Source organism: Rhodococcus sp. MPR-R1B, assembly GCF_058793255.1.
On the sequence record NZ_JBXAFO010000029.1, the window covers coordinates 1 to 15,925 of the forward strand.

At 62.0% G+C, this 15,925-nt stretch carries 14 protein-coding genes and 1 pseudogene; 8 read left to right on the top strand and 7 right to left on the bottom strand.

All coding sequences use genetic code 11. The annotated features are described in order from the left end of the window. The 3 genes and pseudogenes from AC1Q61_RS27520 to AC1Q61_RS27530 form a co-directional block, all read left to right on the top strand. Positions 1–505: pseudogene (locus AC1Q61_RS27520) on the top strand (hypothetical protein); the annotation flags it as partial. Then, a complete protein-coding gene (locus AC1Q61_RS27525) occupies positions 495–1,418 on the top strand; it encodes a hypothetical protein (RefSeq protein WP_020969176.1) in 924 nt (307 codons plus the stop codon). The pseudogene AC1Q61_RS27520 and the gene AC1Q61_RS27525, both read left to right, overlap by 11 nt. Before the next feature lie 86 nt (positions 1,419–1,504). Then, positions 1,505–2,389, top strand: coding sequence for an aldo/keto reductase (locus AC1Q61_RS27530; protein ID WP_029537905.1), 885 nt, complete (start codon positions 1,505–1,507; stop codon positions 2,387–2,389). 22 nt (positions 2,390–2,411) lie between these two features. On the opposite strand, the gene AC1Q61_RS27535 is transcribed toward AC1Q61_RS27530, so the two are convergent. Both AC1Q61_RS27535 and AC1Q61_RS27540 read right to left on the bottom strand, forming a co-directional pair. Further along, the gene (locus tag AC1Q61_RS27535) at positions 2,412–3,155 is read right to left on the bottom strand and encodes a 3-hydroxybutyrate dehydrogenase (RefSeq protein ID WP_060938853.1); all 744 of its coding nucleotides are present in this window, start codon (positions 3,153–3,155) and stop codon (positions 2,412–2,414) included. Then, complete coding sequence (locus AC1Q61_RS27540; protein ID WP_041815787.1) at positions 3,152–4,528, bottom strand: MFS transporter; 1,377 nt, start codon at positions 4,526–4,528, stop codon at positions 3,152–3,154. The genes AC1Q61_RS27535 and AC1Q61_RS27540 overlap by 4 nt, the downstream gene beginning before the upstream one ends. 153 nt (positions 4,529–4,681) lie before the next feature. Between AC1Q61_RS27540 and AC1Q61_RS27545 the strand changes: the two genes are divergently transcribed. After that, entirely contained in the window at positions 4,682–5,629 is a 948-nt protein-coding gene (locus tag AC1Q61_RS27545; protein WP_172933442.1) for a LysR family transcriptional regulator, read from the top strand. Here the strand turns inward: AC1Q61_RS27545 and AC1Q61_RS27550 are convergent. The 3 genes from AC1Q61_RS27550 to AC1Q61_RS27560 form a co-directional block, all read right to left on the bottom strand. Beyond that, positions 5,598–6,314, bottom strand: coding sequence for a GAF and ANTAR domain-containing protein (locus tag AC1Q61_RS27550; RefSeq protein ID WP_019747714.1), 717 nt, complete (start codon positions 6,312–6,314; stop codon positions 5,598–5,600). The two genes, AC1Q61_RS27545 and AC1Q61_RS27550, sit on opposite strands and share 32 nt — an antisense overlap. Positions 6,315–6,364: 50 nt before the next feature. Then, on the bottom strand, positions 6,365–6,907 hold the full coding sequence (locus AC1Q61_RS27555; protein ID WP_019747713.1) for a hypothetical protein: 543 nt from the start codon (positions 6,905–6,907) through the stop codon (positions 6,365–6,367). A gap of 99 nt (positions 6,908–7,006) precedes the next feature. Beyond that, positions 7,007–8,749 carry a glycerol-3-phosphate dehydrogenase/oxidase gene (locus AC1Q61_RS27560; protein ID WP_047890264.1) on the bottom strand — a complete coding sequence of 581 codons (1,743 nt, stop codon included), beginning with the start codon at positions 8,747–8,749 and terminating at the stop codon, positions 7,007–7,009. A 108-nt stretch (positions 8,750–8,857) separates the two neighbouring features. On the opposite strand from AC1Q61_RS27560, the gene glpK reads away from it, so the two are divergent. Both glpK and AC1Q61_RS27570 read left to right on the top strand, forming a co-directional pair. After that, positions 8,858–10,348, top strand: a complete 1,491-nt coding sequence (glpK, locus tag AC1Q61_RS27565) for a glycerol kinase GlpK (protein WP_019747711.1) — start codon at positions 8,858–8,860, stop codon at positions 10,346–10,348. Between the two features lie 171 nt (positions 10,349–10,519). Beyond that, positions 10,520–11,935 carry an MFS transporter gene (locus AC1Q61_RS27570; RefSeq protein ID WP_492651322.1) on the top strand — a complete coding sequence of 472 codons (1,416 nt, stop codon included), beginning with the start codon at positions 10,520–10,522 and terminating at the stop codon, positions 11,933–11,935. Here AC1Q61_RS27570 and AC1Q61_RS27575 read toward each other — a convergent pair. Further along, a complete protein-coding gene (locus AC1Q61_RS27575; protein ID WP_020907047.1) occupies positions 11,932–12,828 on the bottom strand; it encodes a LysR substrate-binding domain-containing protein in 897 nt (298 codons plus the stop codon). The two genes, AC1Q61_RS27570 and AC1Q61_RS27575, sit on opposite strands and share 4 nt — an antisense overlap. A gap of 84 nt (positions 12,829–12,912) precedes the next feature. Between AC1Q61_RS27575 and AC1Q61_RS27580 the strand changes: the two genes are divergently transcribed. Together AC1Q61_RS27580 and AC1Q61_RS27585 are read left to right on the top strand one after the other, a co-directional pair. Beyond that, positions 12,913–13,827 carry a CoA transferase subunit A gene (locus AC1Q61_RS27580; protein WP_019747708.1) on the top strand — a complete coding sequence of 305 codons (915 nt, stop codon included), beginning with the start codon at positions 12,913–12,915 and terminating at the stop codon, positions 13,825–13,827. Then, positions 13,824–14,609 (top strand): CoA-transferase subunit beta, encoded by a 786-nt coding sequence (locus tag AC1Q61_RS27585; RefSeq protein ID WP_211917052.1) that lies wholly within the window; start codon positions 13,824–13,826, stop codon positions 14,607–14,609. The genes AC1Q61_RS27580 and AC1Q61_RS27585 overlap by 4 nt, the downstream gene beginning before the upstream one ends. On the opposite strand, the gene AC1Q61_RS27590 is transcribed toward AC1Q61_RS27585, so the two are convergent. Then, entirely contained in the window at positions 14,590–15,771 is a 1,182-nt protein-coding gene (locus tag AC1Q61_RS27590) for an aminotransferase-like domain-containing protein (RefSeq protein ID WP_019747706.1), read from the bottom strand. The two genes, AC1Q61_RS27585 and AC1Q61_RS27590, sit on opposite strands and share 20 nt — an antisense overlap. Between the last annotated feature and the right edge of the window lie 154 nt (positions 15,772–15,925).

Sequence of the window (15,925 nt, forward strand, 5' to 3'; positions counted from 1 at the left end):
CCCATACGGTCAAGGCACTGGATATTCGCCGATGCCTCCCCGCCCGCCGAAATCGTATGCATGGCTGTGGGTCTTACTGGGAGTTGTCACAGTCGCACTCGTCGCCGTCGTGGTCTACGTATGGGTTCTCCCTCTTGTCTTGAACGACAATTCCGACGAGAACACCGCACGCACGGAAACCGTGGTGATCACCTCACCCGCGGCCGCGCCGCAAAACGGCGTCGTCACACCCGCGCCCAACGAGTCGGTCCCTGCCAGCGCAGCGCGTTGTGGATCGGTGTTATCGAACAACGAATTCACAACGTCCGCCGTCGGCACCAGCGTGACGTCTTGTGAGTTCGCCGAAGAAGTGCGCTACCAGTACGTGAGCCAGGGCCGACGCGGCGGCCCGGTCTCCATCAGCGCGGTCAGTCCGGTCACGGGAACTCGGTACTCGATGAACTGCGCCGGCAACAAAGTCGTCACGTGTACCGGCGGAAACAACGCGGTGGTCTATGTCTATTGAGCAGTGCGTCGAGGCTCGTAGCGGGACGCGCCGACGACTCCTGGCGGTTGCACTCGCCACTGCTTCTGCAGCAGCCCTCGCGGGCTGCACGATTCCGACGCGAGACGAGCCGTCGGAGAAGGTCGAGACGATCACCGAGATCGTCGTCGTTCCACCGGAGCCGACAGAGACTCCTGCCGCCCCGGGCAACGGTGTCGGCCCGCTCGCCGGATTCGAGGCTCTGGGCAACACCCTCGGCGGCGCCGTGGGTATCGCACTCGTGCCCGTCGGCGGCGGTCAGTCACTCGTTGCCGGCGAGTGGCAGAACGGAGTCGCCTGGTCCACCATCAAAGTCCCACTGTCCATCGCAGCCCTCCACGAAACCGACAACACACAACTCACCACGGTCGAGCAGGCGATCACCACCTCCGACAACGAATCAGCCGAAGAACTGTGGCGAGGCCTCGGCGATCCGACCACTGCCGCAGCGAAGGTCGAGTCAGTCCTCGTGGCCTCCGGCGATATGTCCACCACCGTGGAATCACGCACGCTACGACCAGAATTCAGCTCGTTCGGTCAAACACAATGGCCACTTGCCGTCCAAGCGCAATTCGCCGCCACCCTGCCATGCCGGAGCGACGCCATCGAAGTCTTCGGGCTCATGGGCAGCATCAGCCCCGACCAACATTGGGGCCTGGGAGTGATCCCAACCGCTCGATTCAAGGGTGGGTGGGGGCCTGACGACGACGGCGGCTATCTGGTCCGCCAATTCGGGATCATCAGCAGCGGCACCGGACAACTCGCTGTCGCCATCGCAGCCAAGCCGGACTCGGGCACTTTCGCCGACGGTACTGCGATGCTCAGCGACATCGGCCGCTGGGTAGGCGAACGAGCGCAGGCTTTACCCATTGGCGGCACCTGCCAACCGAGCTGAAGTACTGCCGGTTGAGGGAGGTACTGCCGTTACCCGGCTGAGCAGTCACTCCCACCGAACCAGTGGCCGCCGCTACCGTGGACGACATGAGCATCCCGAGCCTGAAACTGAACAACGGCGTCGACATCCCCGCGCTGGGCTTCGGCGTCTACCAGACCCCGCCGGACGAAACTGTCGCCGCAGTCGAGTCCGCGCTTTCGGTGGGTTATCGCCATATCGATACGGCTGCGGCCTACGGCAACGAGAAGGGTGTCGGCGAGGCGATCCGGCGATCCGGTCTCGATCGCGGTGAGATCTTCGTCGAAACGAAAGTCTGGATCACCGACTACGGATACGACGAGACCTTGCACGCCTTCGACAAGAGCGCAGGCAAACTCGGAGTCGAGCAACTTGACCTCCTCATCCTTCACCAGGCGTTGCCGAGCGAGTTCGAGCGCACCATCGACGCATACAAGGCCCTGGAAACACTTCTCGCAGACGGCAAGGTTCGTGCCATCGGAGTCAGTAACTTCATGCCGGATCACCTCACCCGACTATTGGACGCAACGTCCGTAGTGCCGGCGGTCAACCAGATCGAGGTCCATCCATACTTCAGGCAGTCGACCTTGCTCGAGGCCGACGCCGATCACGGCATTCTGTCTCAGGCATGGTCACCGATCGGCGGAATCACGTTCTATCGCGACGGCTCTCACGGCTCAACCCTCGAGGACGCCACCATCGGTGCTATCGCTTCCTCTCACGGCAAGTCTCCCGCACAGGTGATGCTCCGCTGGCACCTCCAGCAGGGCCGCCAGGTGATCCCCAAGTCGGTGACTCCCTCACGCATTGCGGAGAACTTCGACGTGTTCGACTTCGAACTCACCGCCGAAGAACTCTCCGCAATCGACGCACTCGACACCGGAGTTCGCGGTGGTCCCGAACCCGAGGTCATCACTCGCGAGAAGTTCGGAATCGAGATCCCCGAAGCGTGAAAAACCCAGCAGCTCGCGTGGTCTAGCTGGCGCTCCACCCTCCGTCGATGGTGTACGACGCCCCCGTCACCATCGACGCATCGGTCGATGCCAACCAGCCCACCAGCGATGCCACCTCCGCAGGCTCGACCATCCGTTTGATTGCGCTCTCGGTGAGCATCACCTTTTCGACAACCTCGGATTCACTGATTCCGTGAACCTTTGCCTGGTCGGAGATCTGGGATCGCACCAGTGGCGTCAGGACATAGCCCGGATTGACGCAGTTGCTGGTGACACCGTGTGAGGCGCCTTCGAGCGCAACAACTTTCGACAGTCCTTCGAGTCCGTGCTTAGCCGTGACGTATGCACTCTTGAATGCCGAAGCGCGGAGCCCGTGGACCGAGGAAATGTTCACGATGCGACCGAAACTGTTGCGGTACATGTACGGCAGGGCGGCCCGAGCGAGGAGGAATGGCGCTTCGACCATGAGGCGCTGAATCTTCCGGAAGTCCTCGACGTCGAAATCCTCGATAGGACTGACCCGTTGAATGCCGGCGTTGTTGACGAGTATGTCCGTCTCGAGTGACAGATCCACGAGTTGGTCGGTGTCGAGGAGATCGACGGCCCACGCCGTGCCGTCGATCTCCTCGGCCAGCGACTTCGCGGCGACGTCGTCGAGATCGGCGACGGTCACGTGCGCGCCGCGGGCGGCGAGGAGTCGAGCACACGCCTCGCCGATCCCGCTGGCACCACCGGTGACCAGAGCAGACTTTCCGGTCAGCGTCATACAGACACACCGGCCCGCTCGTCGGCGAGAACACGGGCGTCAGCGGCGTCGACGGACTCGAGCGAGATTCCCTTGGTCTCCCGCGCGAAAACGACTGCGACGATGGTGACCAGGGATGCCAGCAGGAGATAGATCGCGATGGGGACCGAGGAGTCGAACTTGCTCAGCAATCCGGTCGCGATGATCGGAGCCAGTGAACCCGCCACGATGGACGTGACCTGATAACCCAGGGAGACACCGGAGTAGCGCATCCGAGTCGGGAACATCTCGGCCATGATCGCGGGTTGGCCTGCGTACATGAACGCGTGGAACACGAGCCCGATGATGATTGCCGACAAGATGACTGCATTGTGCCCGCTGTTCATCATCGGGAAGGCGAAGAATCCCCACGTTCCGGCGGTGACGGCGCCGATCATGTACACCGGGCGTCGACCGATCGTGTCGGACAGTTTGCCTACCAACGGAATCACTGCGAAGTGCACGGCATGTGCCATCAGCATCCACCAGAGGATGTGCGCCGTGTCCGCATGAACGACGACCTTGAGGTAAGTGATCGAGAAGGTCACCACGAGGTAGTACATGACGTTTTCGGCGAAACGCAGGCCCATCGCGGTCAACACTCCGCGCGGGTAACGCTTGACGACCTCGAAAACGCTGTACGAGGTTGCCTTGACCAGTTCTGCTTCCTTCTGCGCCGCAATGAAAATGGGAGCATCGGTGACCTTGGTCCGAACGTAGTACCCGACCAGAACGATCACCGCGGAGAGCCAGAAGGCAACGCGCCAGCCCCAACTCATGAAGGATTCGTCCGAGAGCGTCGACGTCAGGATCAACAGCACGACCGTCGCCACCAGGTTGCCCATCGGCACGCCGGCCTGAGGCCACGACGACCAGAATCCGCGCGATCGATTCGGGCTGTGCTCGGCGACCAGGAGTACCGCCCCACCCCATTCGCCGCCGACCGCGAATCCTTGGATGAAGCGCAGCGTGACCAGCATTGCCGGCGCCCAGTAGCCGATCTGACCGTAGGTAGGCAGGCAGCCCATCAAGAACGTTGCGGCGCCGACCAACAGCAAACTGAACTGCAGCAACTGCTTTCGGCCGAATTTGTCTCCGAAGTATCCGAAGACGATTCCGCCGAGTGGCCGGGCGGCGAATCCGACGGCGTAGGTGATGAAAGCCGCGATGATCGCATCCAGCTCGTTGCCGCCGCCGGGGAAGAAGACCTTGCTGAAGACCAGCGTGGCCGCCGTGCCGTACAGAAAGAACTCGTACCACTCGACCACGGTGCCCGCCATCGAGGCGCCGACCACCTTCTTCAGCCCCGATGGTGGGGCTTGGCTCTCAGGTTTCGGCATGTTGTCGACGCTCATCGTGGACTCCCTCGTCTTCAGTTCGCGATTCGCCTGCTCTTCACGATCAGGAATGTGACCGCTCGCACATTTTTTGTGACTCGATGAGTATCAGTGCAGATTGATGGCACGACAATGACAAATCTCGCACCATATAGGTGCAAAAATGCAGATATGACTCTCGGACTGAGCCCGGACGACCTACTAGTGCTTCTCGCGGTCGGTCGCACCGGTCGCTTCAACACCGCCGCCGACGACCTCGGCCTCAATCACACCACCATCTCGCGCCGCATTTCCTCGCTCGAGAAGTGTCTCGGCGGCCGTGTCCTGGTTCGCTCGTCCGGCGGCTGGGAGCTGACCGACCTGGGCAGACAAGCCCTCAGCGCGGCCGAGCGCATCGAGGCCGCGGTGAACGAACTGGCGCTCGACTCCACCGGTCAGCAGCAACTCGACGGCGTCGTGCGAGTCTCGGCGACCGACGGATTCAGCGCATACATCGCGGCGCCCGCCGGCGCCGCGGTTCGCAGACGCCATCCCCGCGTCAGCGTCGAGATTGTTGTCGCAACCAGAAAGGCGTCGCAGATACGCTCGGGCCTCGACATCGAGGTTGTGGTCGGCAAGCCTCAGGTTCACCGCGCCGAAGCAGTCCATCTGGCCGACTACGCGCTGGGTTTGTACGCGTCCCGAGACTATCTACGTCAGAATGCTGTTCCCGAGAGTGCCGCAGATCTGGCCGATCACTCGCTCGTGTACTTCATCGACTCGATGCTGCAGGTCGACGAACTCGATCTGGCTCGCAAGCTCACAGTTTCCATGCCCGAGGCCGTCACGTCCACCAACGTGTTCGTCCACATCGAGGCAACGCGCGCGGGTGCCGGCATCGGCCTTCTCCCCTGTTTCATGGCCGAGCAGCACGACGATTTGATTCGCGTTCTACCGGCTCACATCGAGGTGAGACTTTCCTATTGGTTGGTGGCCCGTTCGGAATCCTTGCGACGCCCGGAGGTCGCAGCGGTGGTGACAGCTCTTCGAGAGACGGTGGATCGCAAGCGATCTCAACTCCTCGGTTCTCCCGGGACGAACGAAGCGCTCAGTCCAGAGTCGAACGATGCTGGACGATGACCTTGCGCGCCAATTCGGCGATCTTGACGTTCATGTTTTGTGAGGTTCGCACCAGAATGTCGAAGGCCTCGTCGTCGGACACACGATGCAGTGCCATCAGCAGACCGACGGCCTGACCGATTTCGCGGCTGCTTGCCAGACCACGTCGCAGCGAGTCGGCATCCTCGCCTCGCGTCAGCGCAGTGACGGCCACGGATGCAAATGACGCCAACATGATCGCGTGGTCGGCAACGGTTTCGGTGAAAGCCCCCGGAGTGTCCGAGAAGAGGTTGAGGGCACCGAACTTCTGACGATCGACCATCAGCCGGAACCCCATCGATCCGCGAATGGGTGTCTCTGCCACTACTTTCCGAGCGAACTCGGGCCACTGATTCGGGGTGCGAAGGTCCGACTCGAGTTGCGGCGCCTCCGTATCGAGGGCGTCGATGCACGGCCCCTCACCGGTGGCACGCTCGAGATCGTCTGCATAATCGGCGATCTCGTCGCTCGCCGCTACGGTGACGTTGGTGTTTCCACGTCGCAGCATCAGACTTGCGTGGTCGCAACCGGGAATCAACTCGACAGCCGCCGAACAGATCGCGGAGTACACCTCGGCGCTGTCTGCCGCGGAGTAGAGGATCTCCGCCAACGCCGCGAACACTGCCTTGGGTTCTGTCAGTGCTTGGTCGCGCTCAGCCATCTCCATACACCTCGGGGTCTACCGTTCATCGAATTCTTCATCGAACGGTACAAACCTTACTTACTCGACCTGATGGGGTCGCCGCCGCTCGCCGATTCCCGCCCGTCCGTCCCCTGAAAAGCCTCCGTAGCTGCGCGGTGATGCAGCGCCGTGACCGTGGTGATCTGCTTGGACACCAGGTCGTTGAGTTCGCGGTACTGCTCCTCGGTCTCCCCGGCCGGAATGTCTCGCAGGACCTCCCACATCGCACTCTTGCCGCACAGCGCGGTCCGCATGATCTCGAGCGTTGCCAACTTCACGAGGCGATTACGCCAGATGGCGTCGACATGGACGAGACGTCTGATCCGATTGACTGTCGCGTCGATCTTGGAGTACCGCGGCAGAGAAATGCCCTGGGTGTCCTCGATCAGTTGCAGCAGCTGCTCGATCTCGTACTCGAGCTCGCCCGGCAACGAATCCAGCTCACCGTCGGCCCAGACGCCGTACGAGTCCGAGAGTGACCGCGAGAGTTGCAGCCCCACCATCGCCCCGCACAGGTGAGTGACCAGATAGCCGGTAGCTATGTGTTCCTCAGCAGATCGCGACCGATTACCGAACATTGAGATCCTCCTGGGTGACGCTCGACCGGTCTGTGCTGACACGGGTGGTGATTCGCCATCCGCCTACCCGCGACAGACCGAGAACAAACGACAGGCGACTCAGACCCGATCCGGCACCACGACGACGGGCTCGAGGATCTCGGCCCGCGACTCCGGCGCTGCGGCGCGCAATGCGTCCGCCGACTCGTCGTCCGGCTGGGTCTGAGACTCGATTTCGGCTTCGACACGCGCTCGGTACGTGTCGACTTCGCGTTCGACGGTGGCGGCATCCCAACCGAGAATCGGGGCAACCAATCCGGCGACCTGCTGTGCGCAGTTGACACCACGATGCGGATATTCGATTGCGATACGCGTACGGCGGGCCAGAATGTCGTCGAGGTGCAGTGCCCCCTCGGCCGCGGCGGCGTACACAGCTTCGACCTGAAGGTAATCGGGCGCGTCCGTGATGGGCTGCAACAACTCCGGTGTCTGCCGGCCGAGTTCGAGGACCTCGGTGATGAGCGAACCGTAGCGGTCGAGCAGGTGCTTGACGCGATACGGATGCAAGCCGTACTGCTCGCCCAGTTGCACGGTCTGGTTGATCAACGCGAAGTATCCGTCGGCGCCGACGAGCGGCACCTTCTCCGTGATCGACGACGCAACCCGCGCCGGAATGTCTTCTGCTGCGACGTCGACGGCGTCTTCCGCCATGACCCGATACGTCGTGTACTTTCCGCCGGCGATGGCGACCAGACCTGGAGCCACACGGGCAACGGCGTGCTCGCGCGAGAGCTTCGACGTCTCGTCGCTTTCACCGGCAAGCAGCGGGCGCAGGCCGGCGTACACACCGTCGATGTCGGCGTGCGTCAACGGCGTGACCAGGACGGAGTTCACGTGGCCGAGGATGTAGTCGATATCTGCTTTGGTTGCCGCCGGATGTGCGAGATCCAGGTTCCAGTCGGTATCAGTGGTGCCGATGATCCAGTGACTGCCCCACGGAATGACGAACAGCACCGACTTCTCGGTACGCAGGATGATGGCGGCTTCACTGACGATGCGATCGCGCGGGACGACGATGTGTACGCCCTTCGACGCTCGCACCCGGAACCGTCCGCGCTGACGTGAGAGCGCTTGGATCTCGTCCGTCCAGACACCGGTCGCATTGATGACGACGTGACCCTTGACCTCGGCGGTACGGCCGTCTTCGCAGTCCCGAACACGAACTCCCGAGACCCGATCCGCTTCCCGCAGAAAGCCGACGACCTGCGTCGACGTTCGGACGACCGCGCCGTAGTGTGCAGCGGTCCGTGCGACGGTCATGGTGTGCCGAGCGTCGTCGACGACGGTGTCGTAGTACTGGATGCCACCAGTCAGCGAACTGCGCTTGAGGCTCGGCGACATGCGTAGCGCGCCCGCCCGCGTCAAGTGCTTCTGGGAGGGGACCGACTTTGCGCCGCCCATTCGGTCGTAGAGGAAGATTCCCGCCGCCATGTACGGGCGCTCCCACACTCGGTGAGCCAGAGGGAACAGGAACTTCAGCGGCTTGACCAGGTGCGGAGCGAGCGTGGTCAGCGAGAGTTCGCGCTCACGCAATGCTTCACGAACGAGGCCGAATTCGAGTTGCTCTAGATAGCGGAGACCGCCGTGGAACATCTTCGACGAGCGACTGGACGTGCCGGATGCGTAGTCACGGGCCTCGACCAACGCAACCTTGAGTCCGCGGGTGGCCGCATCGAGCGCAGCTCCGACACCGACAACACCGCCGCCGACAACGACGACGTCGAATTGCTCGGTCTGAAGCTGTTCCCAAGCAGCTTCACGCTGCTGCGGGCCGAGAAACTGCGCACCTTGCTGCTTACTCAACCCGGTCTCCTGTAAGTCGACGACGAATCCGTTTACAGGCTAGTAGCTTGATCCACATACTGCGACAGCGCACGGATAACTGCGAACGCGCCCGAACATAGGAGCACAGTGAATCAATACATCGCCGCCATCGACCAAGGCACGACGTCGAGCCGCTGCATGATCTTCGATCACGACGGCGCCGTGGTGAGCGTTGCGCAGAAAGAACACGAGCAGATTTTCCCGCGTGCCGGTTGGGTCGAGCACGACCCGGTTGCGCTGTGGATCAACACCCGGGAGGTGGTGGCCGGCGCTCTCGCGAAGGTCGACCTCACGCGGGCCGACATCGCGGCCGTCGGAATCACGAATCAGCGTGAGACGACCGTCGTTTGGGAGCGTTCGACGGGCAAGCCGATCTACAACGCGATCGTGTGGCAGGACACGCGCACGGATCAACTGTGTGTCGAACTGGGCGGCGACGAGGGTCCGGACAAGTACCGAGACAAGACCGGGCTGCCGCTCTCGACCTACTTCGCCGGGCCGAAGATCCGGTGGATTCTCGACAACGTGGACGGCGCGAGAGCCAAAGCGGAGGCCGGAGAATTGTGCTTCGGCACCGTCGACACGTGGATCGTATGGAACCTGACCGACGGTGTTCACGTGACAGATGTCACCAATGCGTCACGCACGATGCTGATGGATCTCGAGACCCTTCAGTGGGACGAATCGATCTGCGCGGACTTCGGAATCCCGATGTCGATGCTCCCGGAAATCCGTAGTTCGTCCGAGGTCTACGGCACCGGCCGTCCTCGCGGCAATCTCGCCGGTGTGCCGGTCGCCGGAATCCTCGGTGACCAGCAGGCAGCCACATTCGGCCAGGCCTGCCTCTCCGAGGGTGAAGCCAAGAACACCTACGGCACCGGCAATTTCATGCTTCTCAACACCGGAACGAAGCCGGTGCACAGCAAGCACGGACTGCTGACGACCGTCTGCTACAAACTCGGCGAAGCCCCCGCCGTCTACGCACTCGAAGGTTCCGTCGCGGTGACCGGTTCCTTGGTCCAGTGGCTTCGGGACAATCTCGGAATCATTCAGAACGCCAAGGACATCGAGCCACTCGCCGCAAGTGTCGACGACAACGGCGGCGCCTACTTCGTACCCGCGTTCTCCGGACTGTTCGCACCCCGGTGGCGACCGGATGCACGGGGTGTCATCGTCGGCCTGACGCGGTTCGTCAACAAGGGACACCTGGCTCGCGCGGCGCTCGAGGCGACGGCATACCAAACCCGTGAGGTCATCGACGCCATGCGTGCGGATTCGGGAGTCGAACTGTCCGCGCTGAAGGTCGACGGCGGCATGGTGGTCAACGAAACCCTGATGCAGTTCCAGTCGGACATCCTCGGAGTTCCCGTCATCCGCCCGGTGGTCAACGAAACGACAGCACTCGGCGCTGCGTATGCAGCGGGCCTCGCCATCGGTTACTGGGCCGACACCGAAGACATCCGCAACAACTGGGCCGTCGGCCAAACCTGGGAACCGGCGATGGACGAGTCCGAAAGGTCACGGCTGTACGCGGAGTGGAACAAGGCCGTCGAGCGGACGTACAACTGGTCCGAGTAATCACCCCGATCCTTCCATACCGGAAGAGCTGATCATGGTCGCCTATTGATACTCCTGAGGTATCAATAGGCGACCAAGTTGGTATTGGACGTGACCTACACCACTCTGCGAATCTCATTCAGGCGCGCCACGTTTCGGCGCCGCGAATGTTGCAGAGAAAGGTCGCCACGCATGAGTTCACCCACTCGCAGTTCCGAGGAGATCAACGCCAAGGCACGAAGAGCCGGTATCGCTTCATTCATCGGAACCACCATCGAGTGGTACGACTTCTATATCTACGGCACCGCGGCTGCCCTGGTATTCGGCGAGATCTTCTTCTCCGACACACTGCCGAACGGAGTCGGCACGCTCCTCGCCTTCATCACCCTGTGGGCAGGCTTCCTCGCCAGGCCGATCGGCGGGATCATCTTCGGCCATCTCGGCGACCGGATCGGGCGCAAGAACACCCTGGTCATCACCTTGATGATGATGGGCGTCGCCACTGTCGGGATCGGACTCCTCCCCACCTACGCGCAGGTCGGCATGTGGGCCCCGATCGGTCTGGTCACCCTTCGCGTGATCCAAGGAATTGCGGTCGGTGGTGAGTGGGGTGGCGCGGTACTCATCGCCAGCGAGAACGCACCGAAGGGCAAGAGCATCCTCTACTCCGCGTTCGCTCAGCAGGGCTCGCCCGCGGGAAATCTGTTGGCTACCATCGCATTCTTCCTGCTGTCCTCGATGCCGACGCCGTCATTCCTTCCCTACGGCTGGCGAATCCCTTTTCTCGTTTCGGCAGGCCTGGTCATCCTCGGCATGATCATTCGCCTGAAACTCGAAGAGTCCGACGAGATGAAGGCCGTTCTCGCCCGCAAGAAGGTCGTCAAACTTCCGCTCGCCGAAGTATTGCGCAAGCACTGGGTGCTGGTTCTCCTCGGCGCCGGCGCACTCCCCCTCGCCCAGGTCACCTATTTCAAGAACACCTTCGCATTGTCCTGGGCTACAAAAGAACTCGGATACGACCGCGGCACATTCCTCGCCGCTATCGCGATCGCACTTGTCGTGCAGTTCATCGTCCAACCGTTCGGGGCCGTTCTGGTTTCCAAGATAGACATGCGGAAGGCCATGTGCCTGATGGTGATACCGGAGTTCGTTCTCATGCCCGCGATGTTCTTTGCCATCAGAACCGGGAACTTCACCATCGCAGTCGTTGCGATGTGTCTCGCCACGATCCCGCACTCGATGTTCTACGGCGCCATCGCCGGCGTTCTCGCTCGCGCCTTCCCTGCGAACATCCGTTACACGGGTCTGTCGACGGCGTATCAACTGTGTTCCCTTGTCGTCGGCGGCGGAACTCCGGTACTGGCGCAGTGGATGCTCAACACGTCAGGCAACATCGTCGGGGTCGCGATCGTGTCCGGACTGTACGCACTTGTCTCGCTGATCTGCACCCTTCTCTTGCTCCGACGTACCGGCTACAACGCAAGCGAACTCTCGACGGCCGAGCAAGCGGATTACGACGAGCTCGAACTCGAGAACGCTCTTGCCGATACTGCAAACTCGCCGAAGTCCGAAGCGGGTGAAATTCCTACCGGTCGGGCAACCGTCTAAGCCAGGGACGGCAGCGCCTGCTCGGACAATTTCAACACTTCGAGAAGAGCAGGTCTGTCGTCTCCATCTCGCCAGGCGATACGCAGTTGAAGGGGAGGAGGTGGATCCATGACGGGAACAAAGACAACATCAGGGTTCACGATGCTTTGGGCCACCGACGAAATAGTCAACGAGCATCCGATTTCCGCGGACACCAGCGCGATCAACGACATCGAATCCGGTGCCGTCTGCACGATTCGAGCCAGGAACCCTGCGTTCTTCGATGCAGTGAGCAGAGACTCCCGCAGAATCGAACCCGGCTCCGCCGGAAGCGTCACCCAATTCTCGGACTCCAATTCGATCAACCGAACCGATTCCCTCGACGCCAACGGATGGTCTTTCGACATGGCAACCAGAAAGTTCTCCTCGGCGATCAATCTCGACGTGATCCCGAGCGGCGGGACGGTCCACCGGACCATCCCGATGTCGAGGCGTCGATCGAGCAACATCAACAACGCCTCGTTCGCGAAAGCGGAACTGTCGAGCACAAATTCGATACCGGGATTCGTCTTTCTCACCAATTTCGCCCACCGCCCGACGAGTAGGTGCGACGAGGTTCCCGCGAAGCCCAGGCGAACGCGACCTGTCGTTCCCTGGCCTGCCGCGGATACCGCGATCTCGGCCATCCGGCACGCGTCCAGAATTTCGCGCGCCGGAAGCAGCAGTGCTTCACCGGCAGCAGTCAACCGCACAGTTCGAGTACTTCGATCGAACAACGGCGAACCGAGCTGTTTCTCGAATTGCCTGATCGTTCGACTCAGCGGCGGTTGCGCAATCCGAAGGCGCTGAGCCGCACGGCCGAAATGTAGCTCCTCAGCCACCGCGAGAAATGCGTTGATCTGATGAATTTCCACCCGACATTGTTGCGCCACACCGGCCGACCATGTCAAGTTTCCGAAACCGACCAAGTGCGCGAGAACGTAAGAAGAGGTACACACGTGGACAAGACGCTCTCGATGAAAGAGGCCATCGGTCGATACGTCGGCGACGGAATGACTGTTGCGTTGGAGGGCTTTTCGCATCTCATTCCATTTGCCGCGGCACACGAGATCATCCGGCAGGGCAGGAAGGACCTCACGCTGTGCCGGATGACGCCGGACATCGTTTCCGATCAACTCGTCGCCGCCGGCTGCGTCCGAAAGCTGGTCGCTTCGTTCTTCGCCAGCGGCTCCGCAGGTTCTCTGTACGAGTTACGCAGACGCATCGAGAACCAGGACCCGCTCCCCCTCGAAGTCGAGGAATACAGCCATTACGGCATGGTGTGCCGGTATCAGGCGGGAGCCGCCAGGCTTCCCTTCTTCCCGCTACGGTCGTACGCCGGTAGTGATCTACCCGCACTCAACCCACAACTGAGACTCGTCGAGGACCCGTACGGCGGCGGGAGCGTCTACGTTGTGCCGCCATTGAATCCGGATGTCACGATCATCGGCGCACAGCGAGCGGACTCGTCCGGGAACGCGCAGATCTGGGGCATCGCCGGGGTGCAGCAAGAGGCCGTGTACGCCGCGAAGAAGGCAATCGTCGTTGTCGAAGAACTGGTCGACGACGAGGTCATCAGGTCAGACCCGAGCCGAACTCTGATTCCCTCGCATGCAGTCGACGCGGTTGTCGTCTGCCCGCGCGGCGCACACCCGTCGTACGCGCAGGGATACTACGACCGCGATTGCGGCTTCTACCGACGCTGGACCGAAATCTCCAAAGACCCTTCACGGCTGAGAAATTGGCTCGACGAATGGGTGTACGCACTCGACAGTCACGGCGAGTATCTCGCCAAACTCGGAGCCGACTACTGGTCGGATCTCGAGGTCGGACCAAAACTCTCCACACCAGTCGACTACGGGAGCAGACTATGACCACCACGATCGACACCGGTAACACCACCTCCACCGAAACGATCGTCGCCGTCGCGGCACGCGAATTGGCGGGTAAGCGCCGGGTCTTCGCCGGAGTTGGGCTACCCACGCTCGCAGTCGATCTCGCGCGGCACACGTCGAATCCGGACGTCGAGCTGATCTACGAATCCGGAGTGTGCGGTGCACATCCGTCGGCAATGGCCGAGGGTATCGCGGACTCCGTGGTTGTCTCCGGTGCCGAATCCGTGCTGAGCATGGCCGCGCTCTTCGGTTACGTCCTGCAAGGTGGCAACGTCGACGTCGGATTTCTCGGGGCCGCTCAAATCGATCGAACGGGCAGTCTGAACACAAGTTTCATCGGTGACTGGAAGAACCCGACGGTCAGACTGCCCGGAGCGGGCGGGGCCGTCGAGATCATCGCGAACGCCGCCGAGATCTTCGTCGTGATGCGTCGCCACGATCTCAGTTCCTTTCCGGCCGAGCTCGACTTCTGCACCTCACCCAGCCCCGCCCGCGCCCACGCCAGCGGTAAGGGCATCATGCCGGCAGGTGCAGGAGTGACCAAGGTATTCACCAACCTCGGCGTCCTGACACACCAGGGCCCCGGCGGCGAATTGGAGTTGACCAGCGTCCACGAGGGAATCTCGGTCGATCAAGTCCGAGAGTCGACGGGATGGGACCTCGCCGTCGCCGAGCACGTCACCATCACCACCCCACCATCGAGCACGGAGATCGATCTGCTCCGCAACACTATCGACAAGGTCAGGCTGTACCTGCGGTAACACTCTTCCGGAGCCTGCCGACGGCATCGACCAGCACGGCTTCGGGATACGTCGCGAAACACAGTCGAGCGCTTCGACCGAGGTCAGCTTCGACCGCGAAGGCCGAACCTGGGACAAATGCCACGCCGTGCTCGAGCGCGGCACCCAGGAGTTCGGTGGTGTCGACGTCGTCGACGAAATCCATCCAACAGAACATCCCGCCGCGGACCTCGGAAAAGCGTGCACGCCCACTCAATTCCGTCTCGGCGGCCGTGACCAACGCCTTCGCTCTGGCGCCGTAACCCTCCCGGAGCTTGTCGAGGTGCGTTTCGAACCATTCGACGTCGGAGAAGAGGTCTGCGGCGATCTGCTGGGTGAGCGAAGACCCGCACAGGTCAGCGCCTTGCTTGATCAGTTCGACCGCCTCGCAGACCTTTCGGTCGCCGTGCAGCCAGCCGACGCGCAGCGCCGGTGCCAACACTTTGGAAGCACTGGACAGCCGAATCACCCTGTCCGACAACGCCGCCAGCGGTGCGGGCGGTTTCTCGCCGAAGTACAGTTCGCCGTACGGGTCGTCCTCGAGAACCCAGAACCCGTATCGGTCCGCCAGCGCCGCCAAGTGCGCTCGCCGCTGCGCCGAAAGCACCGCGCCCCGCGGGTTGTGGAAATTGCTCACGGTGTGCACAACTTTGGGCCGAAGACCGGCGGCGAGTTTCGCCTCGAGCGCGTCGGTGTCCATTCCGTCCTCGTCCAACTGGACGGGAACGAGACGAGCCTGCGCCGTCCGAAAGACCTGCAGCGCACCGGTATATGCCGGTTCCTCCACGACCACAACGTCACCGGCGTCGAGGAGGACCTGCGCGAGCAGGCTCAAACCTTGCTGAGAACCGTGTGTGATCACAACTTCGGACACGTCGAGTGCCCGCCCGATCTTGGAGGATTCGCGCTCGGCAATCACCTCACGGAGGCGCCGCAGGCCTGACGTCTCGCCGTATTGAACGGACGAGGGGTCACCGAGTGCGTCGTGGGCTGCCTTCGAGATTCGTTCCCGCGGAATGAAATCAGGATCGGGTAGTCCGCCGGCCAAGCTGATGACGTCGGGTCGGGCAGTCAAGGTGAGCAGATCGCGAATTGCAGAACTACGGAGTCCGTCCATACGAGCGGACAGCGCGGCGTGTGTCATGTGAAGCTCCCAGGCACGCAGAATGAAGGTCAGAGGAAAACACCCTGAGCCGTCCTGGGTCAACGGGGCGGGAGAGCGCCGAGATACCGACCCTTGATTCGGTCGGCATCTCGACTATCTCACCAATACTTCAGTATGTGAAACAGACTTCTCA